We start from the raw sequence: 23,015 nt of genomic DNA, 5'->3' as shown, positions 1-23,015 counted from the left end.
AGCATCTGATTCAAACTGTTTCGAGGTATTTTGATTCTGTGAGGTTTTCAGCAGCGTTCAAAATCTCTGATTGTAAATCTTCTGATTTTTACTTTGGGGCCAGTCGTACTGGCTGCAAATTTACGCCACAGTTTAACCATTTTACGGGCTTACGCAGCTAAGTCGGGTAAGGGCTGGTCTTTCTCCAGCCCTCCCCACAGCACCCGGCATGCGTGTCCGCACCGGGCGGCTCACCGAGGATGGTGAAACCTGATCCACAAGCCTTTCAATGAAATAAGCCCAAGTTTAGCGGGGTAACTGTTGTTGAGCGCTTGATTAACTGCATAGGTTTTACTCAAACGGTAATATCCTTTGCTGCTGGCTGCGATCATGGCGGCTTTGACTTTATCAACGCCTAACCTGACCAGATTTCTGAAACGGGTTTTCGGCTTGCGCCATTGCTTTAAGAAACAGCAACGAATTCGCCGACGTATCCATTGATCCAGTTTGGGGATTGACCGGCAATATTCCGATAACCGGAAGTAACCCATCCAACCCCGAACATTTAAGGAAATCGATCCAGATCGAGATTACATAGATCAATATATTGAGGACTCATTAGTAAAATTGGGGTGCAAAAATATAGAAGAATGCATAACAAATCAATCAAATGGGGAGCAGTAAACTGCGCCTTTTATTGAGGCGTTAGCCGACCTATCACTGAACGTAATTACTAACTAATTATTTCAAAAGCCAACAATATTTTAAGCGCATTAACAAACACTTACTTTAGAAGAAAAAGCTTGACAAAAAAAGGCAAGCGGAAACAGTTAAACAGTAACTAATACTGGATTGAGCATCATTGCCAAGTCCAATGCCTCTTAAAAGACCAATGCTAGCAAATAATACAGAAACAGGAATGCAAATGGCAGCACCAGCTTCCAAAATAGGAGATACAGTATTAGCATTGACCATGGAAACAGCACAAGCAAAACAAGCAGCAACGCCAACAAGGCCACCCATAACGCCACTGCGTACTGTGCTTTCTGGAGGGTCGGGGACAAATATTGTTCGATCTGCAAGTGCCCGAAATGAAGTTTGCCATCCTGATAATTCTGCAGGAAAGGTATCTAAACAACACACAGGACATATAATACTCACCCTAGCCCACGTATTTATGCAGCTCCGACCAAACGCATGCTGACAGTTAAGTCTAAAAGCATCATGCCCTGTAGACTCATCATATGGTTCACGACAAATACAGCAAAGATCCTCTGTTGAATATGGAATGTCCATAAATTAATACGCTCTACTTTAATTATTTATTACTTTGATTATTTATTACTTTGATTATTTATTACTTTGATTATTTATTATGACTCTAAATAATCCATAAAGTTCAAAAATTAGGTTTTTATCATGCCGGTCGGCTAAATCGGGTAAGGGCTGGTCTTTCTCCAACCCTCCCCACAGCACCCGGCATGCGGGTCCGCACCGAGCGGTTCGCCGAGGATGGAGAAACCTGATCCATAAGTATTTCAATGAAATAAGCCCAAGTTTAGTGAGGTAACTGTTGTTGAGCGCTTGATTAACTGCATAGGTTTTACTCAAAAGGTAATATCCTCTGCTGCTGGCAGCGATCATGGTTGCTTAGATTTTATCAACGCCTAAGCTGACCAGATTCTTAAAACGGGTTTTCGGCTTACGCCATTGCTTTAGGAAGCAGCAACGAATTCGCCGACGTATCAATTGATCCAGTTTGAGGATTGGCCGGTAATATTCCGATAACCGGAAGTAACCCATCCAACCCCGAACATATTCCGCCAATTTGCGTATCCGATGCGCCATTGAGACACCCCAGCGACGCTTGGTCAGCTTGAGTATTTTATATTCGAACTGGTCCAGAGCCTTCTGTGTCCACCGAATTTTCTTCCCTGTGAAGGTGAAACTCAGGAATTCGCTTTCTGACATCAGGCTCTCGATATCAGAGCATCGTGATTGACCGTATGACCGCCATGAAAGGTGGGAAGTCTGGTTTTGCAGGCGCAAAAACCAGCCAAAGAATTTACTCAGATCAACGTCAACCGCGTAATTCAGCCCGCTGTTGATCAGTTGCTTAACCTGACAAACTCCATCGTGTGCTGAATGAGTCTGTCCATCATGGTAGGGATACCCAACAAGCGTTCACCACCATCCGGCTTTTCTATGACATGCCGGAGTACTGGTGAAGGTTGGTAGGTTCCGTCCAATAAGGCTTGGCGTACTGAAGGCCAATGCTGCTTGGCAAAGTCTGGGTAAGCGTCAATGGTCATTCCGTCTATGCCCGGACAACCCTTGTTGCTTTTGACTCGTTTCTCGGCTCTGGCTCCTGCTTCGCTCTACCTCCTGCATCCATGCAGTCGCATGCACTGGCCAGATTGGCCGGTTCAAGTACGCAACTTAATAGATCATGGTTCAAAGCTGGTTAAAGATTCAGTCGCCAAGTACGGTGAGTCGCCGGACGGCTACATCGCCTTGAGGGAATCAGTCTCCTCTTTGTCATCGGTGTTAGGCCCTTCGCTGGTGACATTCCATCGGTTAACGACTGTTGTCTACCAACTACGCGATAACTGCTCCTGCGTTACTCTAGCTCCTGCATCCATGCAGTCGTATGGCTTCTGCTGATAAGGCCATGGATGGCCTGTATGCCGACTATTTAAGCCAAGAAGGCAGGAGCAATTTTCGGTCTTCTGTTCAATCACCAACAGGGTTTTACCCCTGCGGCGCTATTGGTTGCCATCGGGTTTGCTCGAACAGAATGATGAGTAACTGTTCGCCGAGCCTGTTGTAACCAGTGGCTGAGAACTGAGAATTATCAATCGCATGTTGAATAGATCTCCCCGCTCTTTATAAACAAGAGGGAACATGAACTTTCAGTGCACAAAGCTTCCGCGTCCTGCTCACGCCCCTCACCTGCATCCATGCAGGCGACCGCCGCATTTACCCTGTCTCACGAACCGGAGGGCTTTGTGATCTTTGGCTCACTCGCCCAGAAACTTGGCCTTATATGCGATTTCTGTACGTCGGCTCGCACCTTCGCCTAAAGTACCTACTTTTGGTGCACTCAGACTGCCTCCGCACAGCCCTTCGCGGGACTGCACTTGCCTTAAGCTAGTGGTGGTTGTCATCAGCAGGCGTCTTTACCGCCAGTCAGATGTAGGTTCTCCCACAGGGGACTTTCACCCCACTAGTTCATGCCCATGCCGGGCGTACCAAAAACTTCAAGTTCGTTCCGGGCTTCGCCCTCCATCGGACGCGCCTACGGCGCGCCGCTTAAGTTGGCGTTAGCTGCTGTATTTCTTCCAAAGTTGCAAACCCGTGAGCATTACTGCGTTGGAAGTTTTTTTTGTTCTGTTCTATCCGGTTAGGAGGTTCCACAAATTATTCCCATCTACAAATTTAGCGCCCGGAAATGATTGATTTCAGTCTTCCCCAGAGTGACTTAGGTGCCGATTTGGAATCAATGGGATTCCAATATTGCGCCGAAAAACCGAAGGAGGAGGTTCTATGGCGCTCTCAGTGCGGATAACGACCGCCCGGGGAGGATCCCGGTCGAGTTACAGGGACAGTGGCTGAGACAGGAACGGCTTCATCTGCATTGCCAGCGGCAGCGCATCGATCGCCCGATTCACCGGTGACCCGTCGGCGTCCAGGTTCTCGACCAGGCGGCTCCGGATGCTGGCCCGGCACCAGTGCTCCAGGGAATGGACTTGAAGTGCTGGGGGGATGAAAGTCCGCAGGGTCTTGGCGATCTCCCGGTGGCCCTTGTTAACCGCCTGCTCCAGTGCATCCAGTGCATCCAGTGCATCCAGTGCATCCAGTGCATCCAGTGACTGAGCGGGCGTGGCACCGTTGGCCATCAGGGTCCGGACGATCTCCAGGTGGCCATTGTTAGCCGCCGACCACAGTGCATACGTTGACTCAGCGGGCTTGGCACCGTTGGCTACCAGGGTCTGGACAACCTCCAGGTGGCCATTGTTAGCCGCCGACCACAGTGCACTCGATAACTGAGAGGGCTTGGCAACGTTGGCCAGCAGGGTCCGGACGACCTCCAGGTGGCCATGTTCAGCCGCCAGATCCAGAGCTAACATTGACTCAGCGAGCGTGGCACCGTTGGCCACCAGGATCTGGACGACCTCCAGGTGGCCTTTTTCAGCCGCCCGCTGCAGTGCACCCCGTGACTGAGCGGGCGAGGCACCGTTGGCCACCAGGGTCCGGACGACCTCCTGGTGGCCATTGATAGCCGCCAGCTGCAGTGCACCCGGTAACTGAGCGGGCGTGGCACCCTTGGCCAGCAGGGTCAGGACGACCCACAGGTGGCCATGGCAAGCCGCCAGCTCCAGTGCACACGGTGACTGAGCGGGCGTGGCACCCTTGGCCAGCAGGGTCCGGACGACCTCAAGGTGGCCATTACTAGCCGCCCAATTCAGTGCGAACGGTGATACAGCGGTATTGGCACCTTTGTCCAGCAGGGTCTGGACGACCTTCAGGTGGCCATTTTTAGCCGCCAACTCCAGTGCCTTCGGTAACTCCGCGTTCTTGGTACTTTTGTCCAGCAGGACCTGGACGACCTCCAAGTGGCCATTTTCAGCCGCCAACTCCAGTGCCTTCGGTGACTCCGCGTGCTCGGCACCATTGTCCAGCAAGGCCTGGACGACCTCCAGGTGGCCATTTTCAGCCGCCAACTCCAGTGCCTTCGGTGACTCAGCGGGCTCGGCACCGTTGTCCAGCAGGGCCTGGACGACCTCCTGGTGGCCATTTTCAGCCGCCAACTCCAGTGCCTTCGGTGACTCATAGGGCTTGGCACCGTTGTCCAGCAGGATCTGGACGACCTCCTGGTGGCCATTTTCAGCCGCCAGCTCCAGTGCCAACGGTGACTCAGCGGGCTTGGCATCGTTGTCCAGCAGGATCTGGACGACCTCCTGGTGGCCATTTTGAGCCGCCAGCTCCAGTGCCTTCGGTGACTCGGCGGGCTCGGCACCTTTGTCCAGCAGGGCCTGGACGACCTTCAGGTGGCCATTTTGAGCCGCCAGCTCCAGTGCTTTCGGTGACTCAGCGGGCGTGGCACCGTTGGCCAGCAGGGCCTTGACGACCTTCAGGTGGCCCTTTTCAGCCGCCCATTTCAGTGCTTTCGGTGACTTAGCGGGCGTGGCACCGTTGGCCAGCAGGATCTGGACGACCTTCAGGTGGCCATTGCTAGCCGCCATCTGCAGTGCACCCGGTGACTCAGCGGCCTTGGCACCTTTGTCCAGCAGGATCCGGACGACCTCCAGGCGGCCCTCTTCAGCCGCCAAAAACAGTGCTAACCATGATGACTTAGCGAACGCCAGTGGGCTCTTGATAAGCTCCAGGTAGCCATTGCGAGGCTCCCAATGCGATGCGTTATATTTTTCTATATCCATTATTCTATTCCTTACTCCTTACTCCTTACTCCTTACTCCTTACTCCTTACTCCTTACTCCTTTTACTTAGTTTGTTTTTTGCTTAGAAAGTTCCCCCCCCTGCAGGCCAGGGCTGATCTCGCGTTCGAGAAAAACGGCTCCCGCCTTATTGATTTTCGCAAATGTGATAAAAAGCTGGGCAGCAAAGATGGTTTATTTAAACTGACACGGCCAGTTCGCCCCAGCTGGATGAGTAGTGAACTTTATGCGCAGATCCCCGAAGAGCTTGCACCTTTTGGACGTTGAAAAATACCCCCGTACAGAAATTATCGTACTGTATCTGAAGCGCTGGCATGTTGAGACAGATATAAATGTCATCAAAACAATCATGAAAATGGATATGCTGCGCTGCAAAAGTCCGGCCATGGTGAGAAAAGAAATACCCATCAACTTTCTGGTATACAACCTGATACGATCCTTGATGGGGCGCGCAGCGAAGCATGTTGATAAAGATCCACGAGAGATCAGCTTCAAAGCAGCACAGGACACGCTGGTATCATTCCTTCAGATGCTATTGGGGGCAATGGGCGAGAGTCTGGAAACGAAAGTAATCAATATGCTGGAAATCATAGGCCAGCATATTGTTGGCAATCGATCAGGGAGGTCGGAGCCGAGAGTGGTTAAGAAACGTCCGAAACCGCACAAAAAGCTACAACACCCCAGATCACAGGCACGCAGACTCAAGAGATACCAAGGGAAGTGAGCTTAAGTCAGTGCCATTGGGCTCTCTGCCTCCGCTTTTTATTCATCCATCGCCTTACGGTTTCAGTATCAACACTGAAGCCGCCTCAGCATCCAAATCCACCTTGCGGTACTCACCACTCACATAGGTTGCAGCCTGATCATCATAATGATGGTCGAACGGGTTACCGCTCTGCCCACCGGGCAAAATACTCAGTGATTTTTGTGGCGCACTGAAATCCAATAAGCGGCGGGTTGAAGGCCCGGAAGTCACCCATTGCATTCCGGTACTTAATTTCTGCGACAGGTTGTTAGGCACCGCATGGGAACCATCCACGGCAACAGGACCAAGATTAAACAAGTGATTCAATGGCTGAACGGAACCCAGCGGGTGTTTCTGCTCAAACAAGTGAACTTCGCTCCACTGCCAACCCGAACTGTCTCCACCCAGATTTTCAGTTAACCGATTCATAGCAATATCAAACGCCTGGTTAACAACCTCTTTACGGGATTGAGCCTTACCCTGATTACTCCACCATGAATTCTCTGATAAACCAATTAACTGATAAAAGCCATGATCTGAACGACGGGTACGAACAAAGAGCTTAAACAACTCTTCGCCCAATTCATCAGCAAAGGTCTGCTCAAACAGGGCAAACTGCCACTCAGTAAAGAGCGTTGCCGCCACAGAATCCAAAGTAAACGCGCCTTGCCAAGCATTCAATGCTTCTAATAATTCCGGAGATAATCGCTGCTTTTGCGCCGGATCCAATTCAGCAAGCATGATCGACAGAGCATCCGCCGCGTACTCACTGCGAATATTCAGCTGATTATTTTTTTCATTTTCAAGGTTGGTAACCCCTTGGCCAGCAATATCATCAATCAGCAATTCTGCCCGGGCAGGAAGGTTGTAATAACCCGGCATCATAACACCTTCATAAGCGTCAGGGCGCTGATTCGCCGACACAATAAAACCTTCTGGTGGGTTTAATTTGTGCGGGTTATAGCTGAAATCATAAAAGCCTGTGGGTAAATCCTGATTAGAAGAGCCATCCATAATTTTCCAGGGCGCCACATGATCCGGTCTGACAGGAACCAATCCTGCTGACCACCAGGCAATATTGTCATCCGTATCCGCATACATAAAGTTAAGGCCCGGTGCATGCACCTGTTTCAGCGCTTCACCAAAGGCGTCCACAGACTCCGCTCGGCTTAACTCATAAAAAGCATTCATCAATGGATTCGGTGTTTTCAAAAAAGCCCACCAAAGAGAAACCGGTTGAGCATTATCAAATCCTTTGTAGACATCATTGATAATAGGACCGATAGAGCTGGTTCTCACGGTAATATCTACTGGGCTACTGTCTTTTACCTGAATCGTCTCGTTAATCAGCGTTAGATCTTCATAACCTTCTTCACGCTTAACCTGATTCACATTCTGCGGATTTACCTGCTCAAGATAGAAATCCATATCGTCGTTCTGGAACATGGTAACGCCCCAACCAAAACGACGGTTATGCCCCATCAAGGCCACCGGCACCAACGCTTGATGGAAGCCATAAAATTCATAATCTCCAGAAACCAGATGCGCTTCGTACCAAACACCCGGCGCTGAGAATGAAATATGAGGATCACTGGCCAGAATAGGTTTACCATTTTTTGTTTGAGAACCACTGATCGCCCAGGCATTACTGCCTTCCAGCTGACCAAGTTCCTGATCGAGAATAGAGGCATTACCCAACTTTGCTAAAGATTCATAGGTTGCACTGTCCAATGGATGATTGGCAGAACCCGCAGGCATATCCAGATCAAAAATAGCCAGATACTCTTCGCCCAGCTGATCAGCGATAAACGTCATCACCGGTTCAGTCCTGAAACCCACGGCAAAACTGTAAGCAAGGTATCCAGAAACACTGATTGAATCTTCAGGCTTGAACGGCCTTGGTGTTAGGCCCAACACATCAAACTCTACCGGGAGGTTCCCCTGATCCTGAAAAGCATTAACTCCAGCGATGTATTGCTCAAGCGCCCGCCAGCTGTTCGACGATTTATCAATATCTGCCACATATTGTTTGGCATGACGATGAATGCCAACCGTGCGAAATAAACGATCGGTGTCTACCAGTTTCTCACCAAACATTTCCGCCAGTTGTCCCTGAGCCAGGCGACGCATCAATTCCATCTGAAACAGGCGATCCTGTGCATGCACATAGCCAAGAGCAAAGTAAAGATCGGCTTCTGATTTGGCCTCAATCCTGGGCACACCAAACTCGTTATATTGAACAGTAATACTGTCCACCAGACCATCCAGGCTAACGTCACCGTCACGCTGCGTCTGATATTGAAACTGGGTTATCCACACCACAGCCGTGATAAGCACCAGCACCAATACAGCCAGTAGTTTCTTGATACTTGAAATCATCAGATACTCTTAATTGTTTTTGTTAGTAGTCGTATAAACGGCAAATAAGGAACCATAGTACAATTTTATACAAGCTAGCTTATACAACAGCAGGCCGCACAAAACAATCCCACCGAATCACTGCTTCTAAAAACAGAACCATCGTGGAACTTTTATACATCGCATGGCTCTAACCTTCCGATTATTTATTCATAACCATCCAGAAAAGCTCTCCCGGAGGAAAGGATGCCATTATCGGTTAGCCTGTCATCAAGCCAACCACCAGAGCTTTTCGGTGCTGATTCAAAAACCAAATCTGATGCCGAAAACACAAAGCCTTATCTTCCACGCGCTCTTACGCCATTGCCGCAGCATCCCCCATTATCAGAAAGAAAAATGGCTCATATCCCTTCTGATAAAGCGGTTCGCAGGTATTACAACATTGAAAATGACTCAGACCGCCAGAGTATTATCCAGTCATTCCGGGAGTGGCATCGCACCCAAGGGGCAGGCAATGGCAAGCATGGCAAACAGGTATTTTATATAGGCTCTCCGGATGACCTGGATAAACATTCTGAGCGACTCTTCCGGCAAACGCCGATCACCCTGATTATCGATTTTACTTCCATGGAGCCTGGAGCCGGAGAAATCGCCCGTTTTAACGATTTGCTTGAAACCCCGGCAAAATTGAATGGCCACCCCATCAGTCATCACGTCAATCTGGTCATCCTTAACAACAGCAACACCGCTCAACTCCTGGGACCTGATTCATGGCGCCGAATCAAGGTGGGTTTTCCTCTAGGCTCACCACAGGATTACGCCGGCCACAATACAACCGACAACCAGACCCTGCTGCTAAATGCCATAAAGCCCTTGCCTTCAATGGCTGATAATACAGCCTCTATGAAAACACTCTCTTTTTATGGCGATGAAAAATCCTGGGAAAGAGTATTGTTCGGTGAATACCAGTCCGATAACAATCATCAGTTTCATTACCTGCCAGGGTTGTTATTCACCCTGCAACCCGGCGAAACGCTTCTTTTTCAAGATGCCCCATGGCAAAACACCCAGTTCAAGTCTGCCCTGAGCGAAGTGCTTCGAGAGGGCGGTTACGAGGCAGCAGACGGCCAGTGGTATTCGGTGAGCCCTGAGATAAAGCTCTATAGAAGCGACTATTCCGAGGCGCTATTGACTCAGGATAAAGCGAAACACCGTTTCGCCAACTACGATTCAGAAACAAGTCACGTGTCGTTAAACCGGCAAACGATAGAATTCCTGACTACACAGGGTCATATAAACGACTATGGACATATACAAAGCATTAACCCCCTCGCCGAGCTCTGCAAACACAGTGAGCAACTGTGCATTACAGAAAGTCTGTCGCTGCAACAATGGCATCGGGTGTTGGATCTGCTGTCCAAAATACCGGAGAATCATCGACCTGTCTTGGTAGAAGCAGCACCTGACTCATCATCGCAACCAGAGTCCGGGCTAAAGATCATCTATCGTAACGATGATAACAAGCCCGATCCATCAACCGCCGATTTCTCTTACCAGTTCACCGAAGCGGACAACCGTGACGGGCTATTTGAACAGATCGAAATAGAGAATACCAAAGCGCAACGGTTCATCGTAAAACAGAGCTCACTTCTGCAGGCCATTAAAGCGGAAAAGCATGTTCATATTCATGCCTCCAGTGATAACCCGCAGGCGATTGCACACTGGTCAACATTAAATGATTCACCCGCATTTTTACTCATTAATGGCAAAAAAGTGATACTTCCCAGTGCGTCCGTCACATTGTTTGTCAATCAGGTTCGCCCTGGCTCATCGAATAAACCCACCGCCTCTGAGGCCTACACCCGGGTATTCGAGTTCTGGGATCAACCGGGCAATCACGATAAAACAGCCAAAGAGATTATCGCAGGCTTCCCGGAGATTGCTCAAGCGTTCGAGCAGGAAACAACTCGTTTAGCATCGGATAAGGAAGCCCATTCCCGAATTCAGAAGGAGCCTGATTTGTTTTCTACCTTGTTCCTACTGCGTGGCTATCTGAAAGAGATTACCGGGAAGTCAGACAAACACCCAGATTGGAACATATCATTTGAACGATTGGTGCATGCATGTTGTTGCTTTGATGCTGTTATTGACAGACCATTGAACACGTCCAATAATCCCGCCGTTGCTTACACTCTTCCAGTAAGATCACACTTAATGAGTTTGCTCCATTCAAGCTGCATTGGCGATGAGAACCTATACGGTTACATATCTGCGCAATTAAAGAGCGCACAATGTACCAACGCAATAGACTGGTTCGAACCTATAGAAACAACTGATCAAAATGAGCTCGCATATGAATTCACAAAACCCGCTGCTGACAAGTTTAGCTTTTCTTTATGGTTAAAGCGCCATCAGGCAACTGATCGTACTTTGTTAGAGAATACATTCAGGGCGTCAGCCCCAAGCTTACAAAATATCCACACTCTGCCTCATAGTTTCTCAGCCCCCTCCAATGAGGCTTTAACTGATTTGGCAAAATACCTGACGGGGACTGCTAAATCAAAACAACAGACTGAAGCTCTGGCCGGAAGGCTGAGCATCAATATAAAGGAAACTGAAAACCTACCCTACTACAGGGGTTTGATCGGAAAGATCATGGAGCCATATTTTTCACTTTATTCTACATCCATCCGCAATGTCTCCTTATTTGATTTTTTTGCTCTGTTGAAATACGCCAGTACAATGTTCGCAGCAAACCAACTATGTGATAACGCCGATGTAAATTATACGGATGTGATATCCACTTTTGAACAGAAAATGAATGAGGCTATTAATCTTGCTGGTAACGCTCCTGAAAGAAAACAAATATTAGCGCAAAACACCAGGATAGCCGCACACGCGTTGCTTGGTCAGGTAACCATTAGTTATTTTCAGCTTTATAGCGCTTTGCACACATTGTGCGCCCGCCTTTCATCTGAACCCATCATTCTTCTTGGGCTGCCAACTTCAGGCCGTCTTCATAAAAATGAACTAAGTGCACTATTCGAAAGTTACCGATATTGCCCCAAAAACTTTCGACACATAATCGATCATTACTCGTACAAGGAAGTTTATCAGGATCACCAAAACTCCCCAGAGCACTTGTTTACCCAGCAGGCGTTCGATAACAACTGCCAGTCGAGCCACAGCATCGACGGCCCTGTGCTGGCATGGGCCAAAGACAACAACCCGCCCCTGCTGATTCTCCATGGCGTGGATCGCGCACCGGCAGAAATACTGGAACCCCTCAGCGGGCTACAACAACACCCACCCCGGTTGTGCTTTGGGGGCGAGTCTATTCCCCTGACCGAAAAGCATAAAGTGGTCATGATCTGCGATCTCGACCATATCAATAGCCCCTCTCTGGCAGCACTGTTTCCGGAAGCGGTACAGCGGGTCGCCATCCCCCGGGAAGATGCACAAATGCAGGCTCAATTCACACTGCTCCCCCGACTGGATGGCCCTTTCCTGGCGCGAAGCCAATACGCCTGCGCCTGTATTCTTGCTCTGTTCAATCAATATCAAGCCTTGAATCCTGACCATCCCATGGGCAGTAGCGACCTTGAGGATATTCTCAGTTATATGACCTTCGCCGTACAACGAGCGCTGGATAACACCCCCTCTCTGACTCTGACCGAAGCGCACATTCATGCGCTGACATTACAAGCAACCGAGCTATACCTTGGCAGTACCATACCGGCAGAACGCCAGCAGGCTCTGGCTACAGTGAAAGACACCTTCCGACAACAGTTTCCCTGCGACGACGACATACTGGCACCGGTCAATGTCCAATTTAACGATTTTCTCACACTTCTGAAAAAGAATAACCCTGATATCGATCTGGAAACCGATGCCGTTGTTAAACTGGTGCGCCAATACTGGCAGAGTTTGATAACACGCTCTGGCGGCAAAATCATTACCGTGGTTGAAGGGCCAGCAGGCTGGGGCAAGGATCTGATCATTAACCGGGTGCTGACTCTGTGGCTCAAGCTCAACAGCCAGCTAAGCAACCGCTACCATCATGTAAACGCCAGTCCGGGACAGTGGCAAACCATTCTGAAAACAAACGAAGTCGCCATGAGTCAGGGCGAAATGATGGTGATCAGCGAATTAAACATCATCCCCCCGGATCAGCTGGAAAGCTTATTCCGCTTGATTGACTGCACCCCCAAAACACCGGGATATCAATTATTTGCCACGGTGAACCCTCCGTCCGGTTTTCCGGGACGAGAAGAACTGACTCAATTTTCCAAAAGCTGTGCCCGAGTGGTGCTGTTGAACCCATTGGATCTGGAAGCAATAACCGGGGTTATTACCCGTACCAGGCAACGTATTGGTCTGAACTCAGGTCACTGCGACAACGGCAAACATCACGATCGCTGGCTGGCCAGACACTTTTACACACTGACCCGTCTTCTACAGCAGGCAGAGCTGAGCATTTTACCGGGCATGGCGGAATTGATCACCCTGGTTCACAGCGTTTCAGAAGTCCCGAACCATCAATGGCCAGAGGTATTTGCCCGGCGGTTCGCCCTGGAGCTGGGGCTGCTGAACCTTTCCATGGCGGATCTGATAAACAAAGCCAGACAATTGCCGGAGGCAGTCACTGCCCGCACACCAACCACTCAATCCAACCCAGCTGAACTGACGGGCAAAACACATTCCGGCGCTGAAACAGCATTGGTTCAACAGACTCGGGAGCAACGACTGGTTGAGCTTAGCGGCCTTCCGGAATTTATGGTGCTTCCGGAAAAATACCCTTTACTGACCCGTGACCACCTTATTACAAAACCGATGTTTCCACATTACGGCAATTGCAATGCATTGGATGCTCCATCTCACCCCATGAGCACCATTTTTAAAACTGATAACATCCGCAAGGCGATAGAACAAACAACAGGTCAAACGGTAAATGGGGATGTCACTTTATTCAATGAATACCATTTCAGAACGTTGTTTCATTCTAACCGTTACGACACCCATGACTATCGATTAACTCTCTGGAGGCTGACGTTCAGCCTCCCTACCGTTTTCACCCAACCAATATGCCCGGTATCGGACGGTGTCACACCGATCAACCCCTCCCTTCAGAAAGGTAAAAAAGCGAATACGCAGTCTGCCAGGGAAAAAGAGACCGCGGTCAAAAGTAGCTACGAGGCCAAGGTATCTCATAACTGGCAACCATTACCGGGGCTAAGTTCTGCCGATAAACTGTTGAGCCTGAGCTGCCCTCCAAACATCAAACTGGAAACCGCCCGCAGCAAAGCAACTGGCCAGTTGTTGATTCGCCTTGATCCATCCATTGAGCAACAGACAGTATCGTTGAAACTAGTGTTCTGGATAGAACCCTGCTTCACACAACAGCCAAATCCAGTAACGGAGGTATCCCCTGACATCGAATTACTGGATAATGATATTCAAAACAGGTTAAAAACGAAGCTGTTTAAAACGAAGCTGTTTAAAACGAAGCTGTTTAAAACAAAGCTGTTTAAAACGAAGCTGTTTAAAAACAGTCCCCGAAATAAAATCGATAGTCGCCATGAACTGAAAAAAATCGGGGAGACCCAAAATCTGGCTGAAAGAATGCAAAAGCTGGCCACCTGGCTCAAAAGCTTCGATGACCAGTACGATAGCACTGGTAATGATCTCAATACCCTTTTGGACCTGATTAAACATAAAAGCGGTACTTGCGTGCACCGATCCATAATCTTTGAGCTCCTGGCTCGCTACTGGGGCATACCTGCCCGGCAAGCTGGCAATAGCATTCACCGTTTTGTTGAATACAGCCTGGACAACCGAAACACCTGGATTAAGGCAGACCTCTCCGGGGTTGGCAATTTCAGCATGACAACAGAACCGTTTCAGGATTATGAACCTGACATACAAAAGCTACAGAACTTGCCGGAAGAACTAGCAAAGGATGATCGGGAGCATTCATCGTCACCCACCTTGTTGGAGGGCAGAAAAAGAGAGTATCTCGCTACCAATAATACCATTCCGCCAATAGAGAAATTTAGACAATCCCTTTCAGACGAAAAAAAACAAATTATCAGTGACTGGAACAATAGCTACACGCCAAATAGCATCGAAGCAATCAAGTACGCCCCAGAAGACGCGTACTCATTTGAAGCAACTGCATTGAAGTTCGCTGCGCTTATACTGGAGACTGAGCAACTGGATGCCCCGCAGGAAACAATTACTGAACTCCAACAGTTAATCGAGCAAACTCCACAATCAACGGCCAGCGTGTATTTACACAATCGTTTGCGACACTTCCTGTTATCTGATCACTACCACTCGCTGCTGATGCACAATGCCAGTCATATTTCGCTATTGACAAAGACTCTGGATAATCTTTCTCTTCACAACAGGGAGTCTCTGATCCGCAGTTTCGTTACCGCGCTGTGTCACAAAGACAGACTTATCTCACCGGCCCTGGCGGAAATTGCCCTAGGCTATCTTAAAGAATGTTCAGACCAGTACAGCCCATGGATTATCAGAGCCCGGGAAAGTCTGACCCAAAAGCAGCCGGATATCACGCAGCTATATCAAATGCTTGATCAAAAACTGGATCAACCGCTTGCCGATTTCTATCAGCACACCCTGACGAAACCCCAAGCCTGGCCCGAACTGCCAGCAGCGCAAAAACAACCTTCCAATTCTTCACAAACGACGTTGGATCACTGCAAACATCTGAACAGCCTCCTGGCGTGCTCTCGAACCGGCGACGCCTGGCAAGCCGAGCCCAATGGCACCGCGCCCGATATCGATAGATTACTTCGCCGTGAAAAGTGCTATAGAAAACTGACCACGAAAGTTGCCCGAAAACCGGCCATTATTCATATGGATGCCAGTTTATACGACACACTTAACGGGATATTTGCCAGCAAACATCAGGGGGTAGACGTAGAGCACGAATGCACTCAATACAGTGAAGGTTATTCAGCTATCGACACCTCCTTTTCCAAAAGAAGTTGTGATAGCGCTGCCTCAAATCATCAACAAGAGACATCTCCTCTAACTTTTCCATGGACATTATTTGACACGACGCTTAATGATTTTTTGAATACATTACGAAGACAACAAGGATTCGATCAGTGGCGCTGGATTCTTTCCCAAGGCTCAGAAACTGACACCAAAGCCAAGGAAACAAAACTCCAACCCGGCTGTTACAGCACACCTCCTGAAGCAATACACCTGAAACAATTCAAGCGCTGCCACCCTGTCAGCGAGCCCTGGAATCTGGACAGTGCACGCCTGAAATCTGCATTAAAAATGCAATCAGCTGCGGTATTACAAACCCGAGAACTGTGCACTATTTTCCAGAATTTCCTGAATGATCATTAGTCATTCTGGCGGCTCCGTTAGAGCCTATCGGTGATAGATTTCGCTAATAGCACCATTGATTTTTATCGCTGAAGATCTCGGCTAATACCTAGATCGAATCTCCTTTTGAGCTGATAGCATGAAGCCATAAATCAGCCCCTACCCAAAAAAGGCTGACTTAACTAAACGACTTCTGCTGTTTGATTTCGAGGATCAATATAATGAAAGGCATTCAAATCACTGCCAGCGACAATAGCGCCCTGATCAATTCCATCTGGTTGCTGGATGAAGCCGCAGGCGAAGCTCGGCTGATCTGTGCAAAAACGGATGATTTCAAGCAAGATGAAGTCGTTTCTCTGGAAACTCTGGGTCAGTTCGAATCCCGTGATTTGGAGCTGGAAGTACAGGAAACTGCTGTTCGTGAAGGCGGGCAGCACTTGAACGTCAACGTCCTCTCCCGTGAAATGCTGGAAGAAGCCGCGGCAAACCCTGAGAAATACCCATCTCTGACCATCCGCGTTTCCGGTTATGCAGTGCGCTTCAACTCACTGACACCAGAACAACAACGGGATGTTATTACCCGCACATTTACTCAAAATATGTGATGCATACTTTAAACGACCACAACCTGTGGTCGTTTTTACTCACGGCTACATACCATTCCTATAGGTCTTGTGATCTATCACACCACTGGAACGGACGTGAATCAACCCCGCCGAATACTCTCTAAGCAGCTTCAAACAGTAATCCACTCGCTCACCAAGATGCTCATCGCCCTCCGCATCTTTTCCTGCGAACACTTGACCTACGTTTCTGATAATCAAATGCTCCGGCAGATAGCAGATACGACAATTCTTGTAACCACTCACTCTTAACTCATCCACCGGGTAAGAGCCGCCCTGCCCTGCAGATATCGTAGTGATCAGTGCTGGCTTGTGACCTAGCTCCGCAGCACCAAATAAGAGAAAGAAGTTCTTCAAACCCGGGGGTACCATGCCATTCCACTCAGGAGAAATGACAATCAGGGCGTCTGCCGACTGCAATGTCTGTTTCCAGGGTGCCAAACGCGCCTTCCAGTCTTCATTACCAGCCCAGATCGACTCATCCCAAAGCGGTAGTGGATTGCCCGCTAAAGAAAGAACCTCAACACTGTCAAATAACGATAAGGTTTGAACCCTGTCCTGCAAATGCCTTCCTATGCGTTCACTTTCTGAGTTTTTACGATGACTACCGCTGATTATTGCAAGCTTCATTTTTATTCCTATTGGACAACCCACGTTTTCTCATGCACTTCCAGTGGCTGCTTGACGCATGACTGGAAAACAAACAATAAATCTTGAACATAAAAAAGCCGGTTCATTTTAAAATGAACCGGCTTTTTTACCAGTAAACGTCACTTCACCACTTTAAGATGAGGTCGTCCTGGCTTAGGCGGTTTAGAAGGTTCATCCGTCGCTTCAGGCTCATCAGTTTCCTGCTCCTGAAACACGTCTTCTTCCTCTTCATAGGGCTCAGTTTCAAACACCATGCCCTGTCCATTCTCCTGAGCGTAGATAGCCATCAGGGCTGGAATCGGTACAACAATCGTAAGAGCGCGACCACCAAAGCGGCCATCAAACATAACGAAGTCATTAGCGATATTCAGAGTTCGCACCGCAGTGGGAGAAATATTCAGAACAATCTGACCATCCTTAACATATTCCTGAGGTACCTCAACACCTGGTCGATGAGCATCCACCAGAATGTAAGGGGTACAATCATTATCAAGAATCCACTCGTACAACGCTCTAGCAATGTACGAACGACTACTGGTCATTGTCATATCTATCTCCGGGCCACCACTCTATGCTCAGAACCTTTTGCGACAGCATTACTGATCACAAACACGCTTACTCGCGCATTTCCTTTTCAAACTCAGAAAGGCTTTCCTGGAATGATTCGCGCTCAAACAGACGATCAGCATAGTCCAGAATTGACTTGCCCTGTTTCGGCAGCTCAACACCCAGAATCGGCAAACGCCAGAGAATCGGTGCAACGCAGCAATCAACCAGAGTGAACTCTTCACTCATAAAGAACGGCATTTCTGCAAAGATTGGCTCCACCGCCAACAGGCTTTCACGCAGCTCTTTACGAGCACGAGCCGCCGGCGTCTCTTTGGTCGCCGGATTCAGAATAGTGTCCACCAGGGCACACCAGTCTTTCTGAATACGGTGCATCATCAAACGGCTCTGGGCACGACTGACCGGATACACTGGCAACAGTGGTGGGTGCGGGAAACGCTCGTCAAGATACTCCATCATGACGTTTGGTTCATACAGAACCAGCTCCCGATCAACCAAAGTCGGCACATTGTTATAAGGGTTCAGATCGGAAAGCTCCCTGGGTGGGTTTTCCGGGCTTACATTCTGAACATCAACAGCAACGCCCTTCTCAGCAAGGACGATGCGAACCCGGTGACAATAATGGTCAACTGGATCCGAGAAAAAAATCATGGATGACTTTTTGGCAACTACGGCCATGAAGTACCCCCGCCTTCATGAAAAGGATGAGAGAATTCGGCAACAATCCCTACCGATCGGTCATTAGCAACTTTTCTAACCACTGCTGATCACTGATCGATGGGAAATTCAGCCGCCCGTGAAATAACGGTGTATCATAGCAAACTTTGCCTACATCATCATAGCCCTGCTTGCGTCAATTCCGAAAGATTCCTCCGAAACACCGCTATTCCCCCCAACTATTTTACTCACTTCACCATGCAGAGGGGGAAATACTCATCAAAAAGCCTACTCTGAAACCGTTTCTTCATTTGCACCGTATAGGCTGATCTGATAACCATAAGGGTCTGTTGACGTTTCGTTGCGTGCTCAGCGGATCAGGGCGCACCTATAACTAGGCGCAGCATCGCAGGAATGCTTTTTGCCTTTCAAGATGCTGGAACGACGGGATAGGGGCGCCCTGATCCGCCCTTCGGGTGACTCAGAAAAACGCCACCCGCTTTGTCAGGCTTGCTTGGCGTAGGATAACTACGCACGGCACAACCCTTTCGCGCGCTTGACGTTTTTCTGAGTCACTGAGTCTCGCAACGAAACGTCAACAGACCCTGGTAATAAGAAAAATAACTACGTATGGAAACACGTCATTGAAGCCGGATCTTCCGCCGAGCATCACCTGACACTCAACGAGGATAAATCCCTTGGATATTACTGCCAGCACCCTTGATAACACCAGAGCCAACACCGAAGCAATCACTCGCACGCCGATACTGAACACAGGCACCCCAGAAGCAAAACGCAGGGAGCTGCTGAATTACTTTCAGGCCACCTTTGATCAATACGAGCAACTCTTCCAAACTCTGGCCAAAGAGGATGCCTGGTTTGAAAAAGCCATCCCCCTGCGTCACCCGCTGATTTTTTATTACGGCCATACCGCCGCTTTTTTCGTCAACAAGTTAATGACTGCCAAGCTAATTTCGGAGCGTGTAGATCCTTATATTGAATCCACTGTTGCCATCGGTGTGGATGAAATGTCCTGGGATGATCTGGATGATAAAAATTACCGCTGGCCCTCTGTGAAACAGGTTCACGAGTATCGTCAGAAAGTGCGAGCTGTGGTGTGCGATTTTATAGAGTCAATGCCCATTGAAATGCCCATCCACTGGGAAAGCCCGGCATGGATTATTCTGATGGGCATTGAACATGAACGCATTCATCTGGAAACCTCGTCCGTACTTATTCGCCAACTCCCGATCTCATGGGTCACTGCAAATGATGATTGGGCTCCCTGCCGAAAAAGCGATGTCGCCCCCGACAACCGTCTGATCGATGTGGCGGGGCAATCCCTAAAACTCGGCAAAGATTATGATAACGAGCTTTACGGCTGGGACAATGAATACGGTCGTTTCGAGGTAAATGTCGCACCTTTCAAGGCCAGTGAGTTTCTGGTGAGCAATCAGGAATTCAAAACCTTTATGGACGCCGAAGGCTACGACACCGAGCGATGGTGGACAGACGAAGGCTGGGCCTGGGCCACCTTCAGCAAAACCCGCCACCCCGAGTTCTGGGTATCGGATGGCAAGAATTATCGCTATCGCACAATGCTCGAAGAAATAGAGATGCCCTGGAACTGGCCCGTGGATGTCAATTGCCACGAAGCACAGGCTTTTTGTCGCTGGAAATCGGAAGTCAGCGGGAAGCAGATTCAACTGCCCAGCGAAGCGGAGTGGTATTGTCTGCGGGAGTCTATCGATACCGACCAGCCCTATTGGAATACAGCACCGGGCAACATCAATCTGGAATACTGGTCATCCTCCTGTCCGGTGGATCGTTTTCGTACCGGTAATTTCTGCGATGTTATTGGCAATGTCTGGCAATGGACGGGCACGCCCATCGATGGCTACGATGGATTTCGGGTTCATCCTTGCTACGATGATTTTTCCACCCCAACCTTTGACGGCCGGCACAACCTCATCAAAGGTGGATCATGGATTTCCACCGGCAACTACGCTATCAAAGATTCTCGCTACGCCTTTCGAAGGCACTTCTTTCAACATGCAGGTTTCCGATACGTGGAGTCCACCGCCGTGACCGATACTTCTGATAATCCCTACGAAACTGATGAACTGGTTGCGCAGTATCTGGCCTTCCACTTTGGAGAAGACTATTTCAACGTCACCAACTACCCCCATGCTTGCGCACAAATCTGTCTTGAAGCCTCAAAGAGCACTGCGCAAACCCGCGCGCTGGATCTTGGCTGTTCAGTCGGCCGAACCAGTTTCGAGTTAGCCAGGGATTTTCAACACGTCGACGGCATCGATTTTTCAGCTCGTTTTATTTCTGCGGCAGCAGAGCTTCAGGAAAAAGGCAAAGTTCGCTACTTCATCCCAACGGAAGGTGAACTGGGCGATTACGCCGTTGCCGATATTACTGAACTGGGCTTCGATGATATTGAGATGGGCCGAATCCGTTTTACTCAGGGTGACGCTTGTAATCTGAAACCCATTTACAACGATTACGACCTGATTTTTGCGGGCAACCTGATTGACAGGCTCAATAATCCAACACAGTTTCTCAGCACAATCCACGAACGACTTCGCCCCGGTGGCATTTTGGTGATTACGTCACCCTACACCTGGCTGGAAGAATACACACCGAAAAAGAATTGGCTTGGTGGAATACGGGAAAATGGTGAGGCTGTGGACACCTACACCGGATTACAAAGAGTGCTAAGCGAACACTTTGAAGAGGTGCAAGCGCCTCAGGACGTGCCTTTTGTCATCCGAGAAACCGCTCGAAAGTATCAGCACTCTGTTGCGCAATGCACAACCTGGAAGAAAAAAGAATAAGAATAAATAGATAAACAACAGTCTCAAATAAATATATTCAAAAGCCCATAATCAAGGGCTTTTGAATTTCCTCGCACGTATCCCTGAACTTTCTCAAGAACGAGCTGTCATAGACATTTGTTCCTACACCAAAACAATTCACAATGGCTCCCAATGTTTAACCCATTCACAAATGATCATCAACCCTATGTACCGCCCAATCACTCCCCAGCGCAAAACCACCGAGCAGAGCAACCAAATGCCGTAAAATATGGACCATGGACGCTTCAACCCCATCCACAACCATCCCATATACCAAGAGCGACTTTTCGGTATGCTCATCACGATACCCCAACTAATACCCAATCCTCCCTTGAACAAAATTATTCCAATTTATTCAGTGGGATCAGTGAAGTTTTTAATACCAGCACCAGCAAAAACACATTTTCACCCGCATCCTTTACAGACATAGTTTGCCAAAAGGGCAGAGAACAACGTGAATCAATTCACACAGAAACACCTCCCCCCTTCCAGAATCATAAACAAACCATATTCAAACCCAGCGACTTCGTCACAGCAGAGCTGCCTTCAGATAGAAGCACAAGGCAAAACACCCCCGAAGCCATTCAAAAACCGGAGAATCCACCCAAGAATTATATTGCTGGCTATACGCCATCAGCACAGGAAGTCACAACACATCAGCCTGTCGGCAAGAGCTCATTTGATGATGATTTTTTCCGACGGTATACCCAGCCTGCAGAAAACCATGTAAACACAGCATCTCGTATGGCGCTCCCTTTCAGCCTTGTCGGCTACCCCCGAGAATTTCAGGGAGTTCAAGTGCGAAACACCGAATCATTTTATACACCAAATGAGATACCCCCAAGATCCAATAATCTTAAGAAAACTGGCACCCCAATAAAACTAATGAACTTTATGCAGACAAAGGAAGCCCCTCAACAAACCACTAAATATAACCCGCGGTCTTCAGAGGCATCGGATATTCAAGGACAGAAGCTCATTAATTTCACAAAAGGGAGGGAGCTTGAATCTTTTTTCTCTCATTTGGAGAAGGCCATTAATTTCCATCATGGCATTTACATTAACCTTATACCTGAATTTAAAGAATCCCTGGAGCAATCATCATTCCCAGATTATTTTAAGCTTTTTTTCAACGCCATTATTGATGAACGGATGACGGTTCCTTCTCATGAAGAACTTAACCTATTCACGACTTTCAATTTTGAGGCGATCACCCGGGTCGTCCAGCGCAGTTTGGAACATCATGAGTTCGGAAATCTTATCCGCATTGAAAATAATTATGGAAGTTGCCTACAAATCGAGGGACACAGGGTAATGCTCAGAGAAGAAGTGACCGGGAGGAACCTCTACCCACATCCGGCAAGAACACAGGTAGATGATGGGTGGGGCTAAGCGTCTGAAAAGATAACACCTGCAGCCTGATAGAGATTACCCTCCTCAACGGATCCTTTTCTCAGCCAGACTACCAGAGTGCGTTATGAGCTCCGTTTACGGATCCAATACACATACTGATTATCCTGCTCATTCTGGTTCAACAAAGGATGATCCAGAAAATTGCAAAACTTCGGGATATCTCGCTGGGTAGAAGGGTCTGTGGCAACCACTCTGACCACTTCGCCACTTTTCATATCCCGAATCTTATTGTGCAACATCATCACCGGTTCCGGGCAAAACAGGCCGCAAGTATCCAGCTCATGATGCACTTCAAACGCTTCGTTTTTTACAACAGTCGTCATATCAGACT

Annotated in this window: 16 protein-coding genes and 1 pseudogene; 5 read left to right on the top strand and 12 right to left on the bottom strand. The window is 48.6% G+C overall.

The genetic code is table 11. The features are described from left to right. Positions 1-230 precede the first annotated feature (230 nt). The 7 genes and pseudogenes from Q1B11_RS20460 to Q1B11_RS12445 all read right to left on the bottom strand — a co-directional run bounded on the left by Q1B11_RS20460 (position 231) and on the right by Q1B11_RS12445 (position 5,420). Positions 231-554 (bottom strand): group II intron maturase-specific domain-containing protein, encoded by a 324-nt coding sequence (locus Q1B11_RS20460; protein WP_366139466.1) that lies wholly within the window; start codon positions 552-554, stop codon positions 231-233. Positions 555-768: 214 nt separating this feature from the next. After that, the gene (locus Q1B11_RS12465) at positions 769-1,002 is read right to left on the bottom strand and encodes a hypothetical protein (RefSeq protein ID WP_299733057.1); all 234 of its coding nucleotides are present in this window, start codon (positions 1,000-1,002) and stop codon (positions 769-771) included. Between the two features lie 126 nt (positions 1,003-1,128). Beyond that, a pseudogene (locus Q1B11_RS20455) lies at positions 1,129-1,275 on the bottom strand (RING finger domain-containing protein); the annotation flags it as partial. A 354-nt stretch (positions 1,276-1,629) separates the two neighbouring features. Further along, positions 1,630-1,950 carry a group II intron maturase-specific domain-containing protein gene (locus tag Q1B11_RS12460; RefSeq protein ID WP_299733055.1) on the bottom strand — a complete coding sequence of 107 codons (321 nt, stop codon included), beginning with the start codon at positions 1,948-1,950 and terminating at the stop codon, positions 1,630-1,632. Positions 1,951-2,087: 137 nt separating this feature from the next. Further along, the gene (locus Q1B11_RS12455) at positions 2,088-2,291 is read right to left on the bottom strand and encodes a hypothetical protein (protein ID WP_299733052.1); all 204 of its coding nucleotides are present in this window, start codon (positions 2,289-2,291) and stop codon (positions 2,088-2,090) included. A gap of 708 nt (positions 2,292-2,999) precedes the next feature. Next, a complete protein-coding gene (locus Q1B11_RS12450) occupies positions 3,000-3,146 on the bottom strand; it encodes a hypothetical protein (protein WP_299733049.1) in 147 nt (48 codons plus the stop codon). A gap of 429 nt (positions 3,147-3,575) precedes the next feature. After that, positions 3,576-5,420, bottom strand: a complete 1,845-nt coding sequence (locus Q1B11_RS12445) for an ankyrin repeat domain-containing protein (RefSeq protein WP_299733046.1) — start codon at positions 5,418-5,420, stop codon at positions 3,576-3,578. Between the two features lie 244 nt (positions 5,421-5,664). On the opposite strand from Q1B11_RS12445, the gene Q1B11_RS12440 reads away from it, so the two are divergent. Beyond that, complete coding sequence (locus Q1B11_RS12440) at positions 5,665-6,162, top strand: transposase (protein ID WP_299733043.1); 498 nt, start codon at positions 5,665-5,667, stop codon at positions 6,160-6,162. A 54-nt stretch (positions 6,163-6,216) separates the two neighbouring features. On the opposite strand, the gene Q1B11_RS12435 is transcribed toward Q1B11_RS12440, so the two are convergent. Beyond that, positions 6,217-8,562 carry a penicillin acylase family protein gene (locus tag Q1B11_RS12435; protein WP_299733040.1) on the bottom strand — a complete coding sequence of 782 codons (2,346 nt, stop codon included), beginning with the start codon at positions 8,560-8,562 and terminating at the stop codon, positions 6,217-6,219. A gap of 225 nt (positions 8,563-8,787) precedes the next feature. On the opposite strand from Q1B11_RS12435, the gene Q1B11_RS12430 reads away from it, so the two are divergent. Both Q1B11_RS12430 and grcA read left to right on the top strand, forming a co-directional pair. Beyond that, a complete protein-coding gene (locus tag Q1B11_RS12430; RefSeq protein WP_299733037.1) occupies positions 8,788-15,927 on the top strand; it encodes a transglutaminase domain-containing protein in 7,140 nt (2,379 codons plus the stop codon). Positions 15,928-16,127: 200 nt separating this feature from the next. Next, positions 16,128-16,511 carry an autonomous glycyl radical cofactor GrcA gene (gene grcA / locus Q1B11_RS12425; RefSeq protein WP_366139464.1) on the top strand — a complete coding sequence of 128 codons (384 nt, stop codon included), beginning with the start codon at positions 16,128-16,130 and terminating at the stop codon, positions 16,509-16,511. 45 nt (positions 16,512-16,556) lie between these two features. On the opposite strand, the gene Q1B11_RS12420 is transcribed toward grcA, so the two are convergent. The 3 genes from Q1B11_RS12420 to Q1B11_RS12410 all read right to left on the bottom strand — a co-directional run bounded on the left by Q1B11_RS12420 (position 16,557) and on the right by Q1B11_RS12410 (position 18,425). Next, complete coding sequence (locus tag Q1B11_RS12420; protein WP_299733034.1) at positions 16,557-17,159, bottom strand: NAD(P)H-dependent oxidoreductase; 603 nt, start codon at positions 17,157-17,159, stop codon at positions 16,557-16,559. A 140-nt stretch (positions 17,160-17,299) separates the two neighbouring features. Then, on the bottom strand, positions 17,300-17,728 hold the full coding sequence (locus tag Q1B11_RS12415) for a ClpXP protease specificity-enhancing factor (RefSeq protein WP_366139463.1): 429 nt from the start codon (positions 17,726-17,728) through the stop codon (positions 17,300-17,302). 67 nt (positions 17,729-17,795) lie between these two features. Continuing rightward, complete coding sequence (locus Q1B11_RS12410; protein WP_067522265.1) at positions 17,796-18,425, bottom strand: glutathione S-transferase N-terminal domain-containing protein; 630 nt, start codon at positions 18,423-18,425, stop codon at positions 17,796-17,798. A 677-nt stretch (positions 18,426-19,102) separates the two neighbouring features. Here Q1B11_RS12410 and ovoA point away from each other — a divergent pair. Together ovoA and Q1B11_RS12400 are read left to right on the top strand one after the other, a co-directional pair. Further along, a complete protein-coding gene (gene ovoA, locus Q1B11_RS12405; protein WP_299733032.1) occupies positions 19,103-21,250 on the top strand; it encodes a 5-histidylcysteine sulfoxide synthase in 2,148 nt (715 codons plus the stop codon). Positions 21,251-21,403: 153 nt separating this feature from the next. After that, positions 21,404-22,663 (top strand): hypothetical protein, encoded by a 1,260-nt coding sequence (locus Q1B11_RS12400; protein ID WP_299733030.1) that lies wholly within the window; start codon positions 21,404-21,406, stop codon positions 22,661-22,663. Positions 22,664-22,746: 83 nt separating this feature from the next. Here Q1B11_RS12400 and tusA read toward each other — a convergent pair whose 3' ends face one another. Then, positions 22,747-23,007: a sulfurtransferase TusA gene (tusA, locus tag Q1B11_RS12395; RefSeq protein WP_299733027.1), complete on the bottom strand. Its 261-nt coding sequence runs from the start codon at positions 23,005-23,007 to the stop codon at positions 22,747-22,749. Positions 23,008-23,015 lie beyond the last annotated feature (8 nt).

The sequence above is a fragment of the uncultured Endozoicomonas sp. genome, assembly GCF_947495845.1.
In the GTDB taxonomy this organism is placed as follows: Bacteria; Pseudomonadota; Gammaproteobacteria; order Pseudomonadales; family Endozoicomonadaceae; genus Endozoicomonas.
Note: the sequence above shows the minus strand (reverse complement) of the source record. Positions and strands in the feature narration are given on the sequence as shown.

Bases quoted from the DNA above. Each gene is read 5' to 3' on its own strand.
- Q1B11_RS12465 (WP_299733057.1), bottom strand. From the start codon at position 1,002: ATGGGTGGCCTTGTTGGCGTTGCTGCTTGTTTTGCTTGTGCTGTTTCC.
- Q1B11_RS12460 (WP_299733055.1), bottom strand. From the start codon at position 1,950: ATGTCAGAAAGCGAATTCCTGAGTTTCACCTTCACAGGGAAGAAAATT.
- Q1B11_RS12455 (WP_299733052.1), bottom strand. From the start codon at position 2,291: ATGACCATTGACGCTTACCCAGACTTTGCCAAGCAGCATTGGCCTTCA.
- Q1B11_RS12450 (WP_299733049.1), bottom strand. From the start codon at position 3,146: ATGACAACCACCACTAGCTTAAGGCAAGTGCAGTCCCGCGAAGGGCTG.
- Q1B11_RS12445 (WP_299733046.1), bottom strand. From the start codon at position 5,420: ATGGATATAGAAAAATATAACGCATCGCATTGGGAGCCTCGCAATGGC.
- Q1B11_RS12440 (WP_299733043.1), top strand. From the start codon at position 5,665: ATGCGCAGATCCCCGAAGAGCTTGCACCTTTTGGACGTTGAAAAATAC.
- Q1B11_RS12435 (WP_299733040.1), bottom strand. From the start codon at position 8,562: ATGATTTCAAGTATCAAGAAACTACTGGCTGTATTGGTGCTGGTGCTT.
- Q1B11_RS12430 (WP_299733037.1), top strand. From the start codon at position 8,788: ATGCCATTATCGGTTAGCCTGTCATCAAGCCAACCACCAGAGCTTTTC.
- grcA (WP_366139464.1), top strand. From the start codon at position 16,128: ATGAAAGGCATTCAAATCACTGCCAGCGACAATAGCGCCCTGATCAAT.
- Q1B11_RS12420 (WP_299733034.1), bottom strand. From the start codon at position 17,159: ATGAAGCTTGCAATAATCAGCGGTAGTCATCGTAAAAACTCAGAAAGT.
- Q1B11_RS12415 (WP_366139463.1), bottom strand. From the start codon at position 17,728: ATGACAATGACCAGTAGTCGTTCGTACATTGCTAGAGCGTTGTACGAG.
- Q1B11_RS12410 (WP_067522265.1), bottom strand. From the start codon at position 18,425: ATGGCCGTAGTTGCCAAAAAGTCATCCATGATTTTTTTCTCGGATCCA.
- Q1B11_RS12400 (WP_299733030.1), top strand. From the start codon at position 21,404: ATGTTTAACCCATTCACAAATGATCATCAACCCTATGTACCGCCCAAT.
- tusA (WP_299733027.1), bottom strand. From the start codon at position 23,007: ATGACGACTGTTGTAAAAAACGAAGCGTTTGAAGTGCATCATGAGCTG.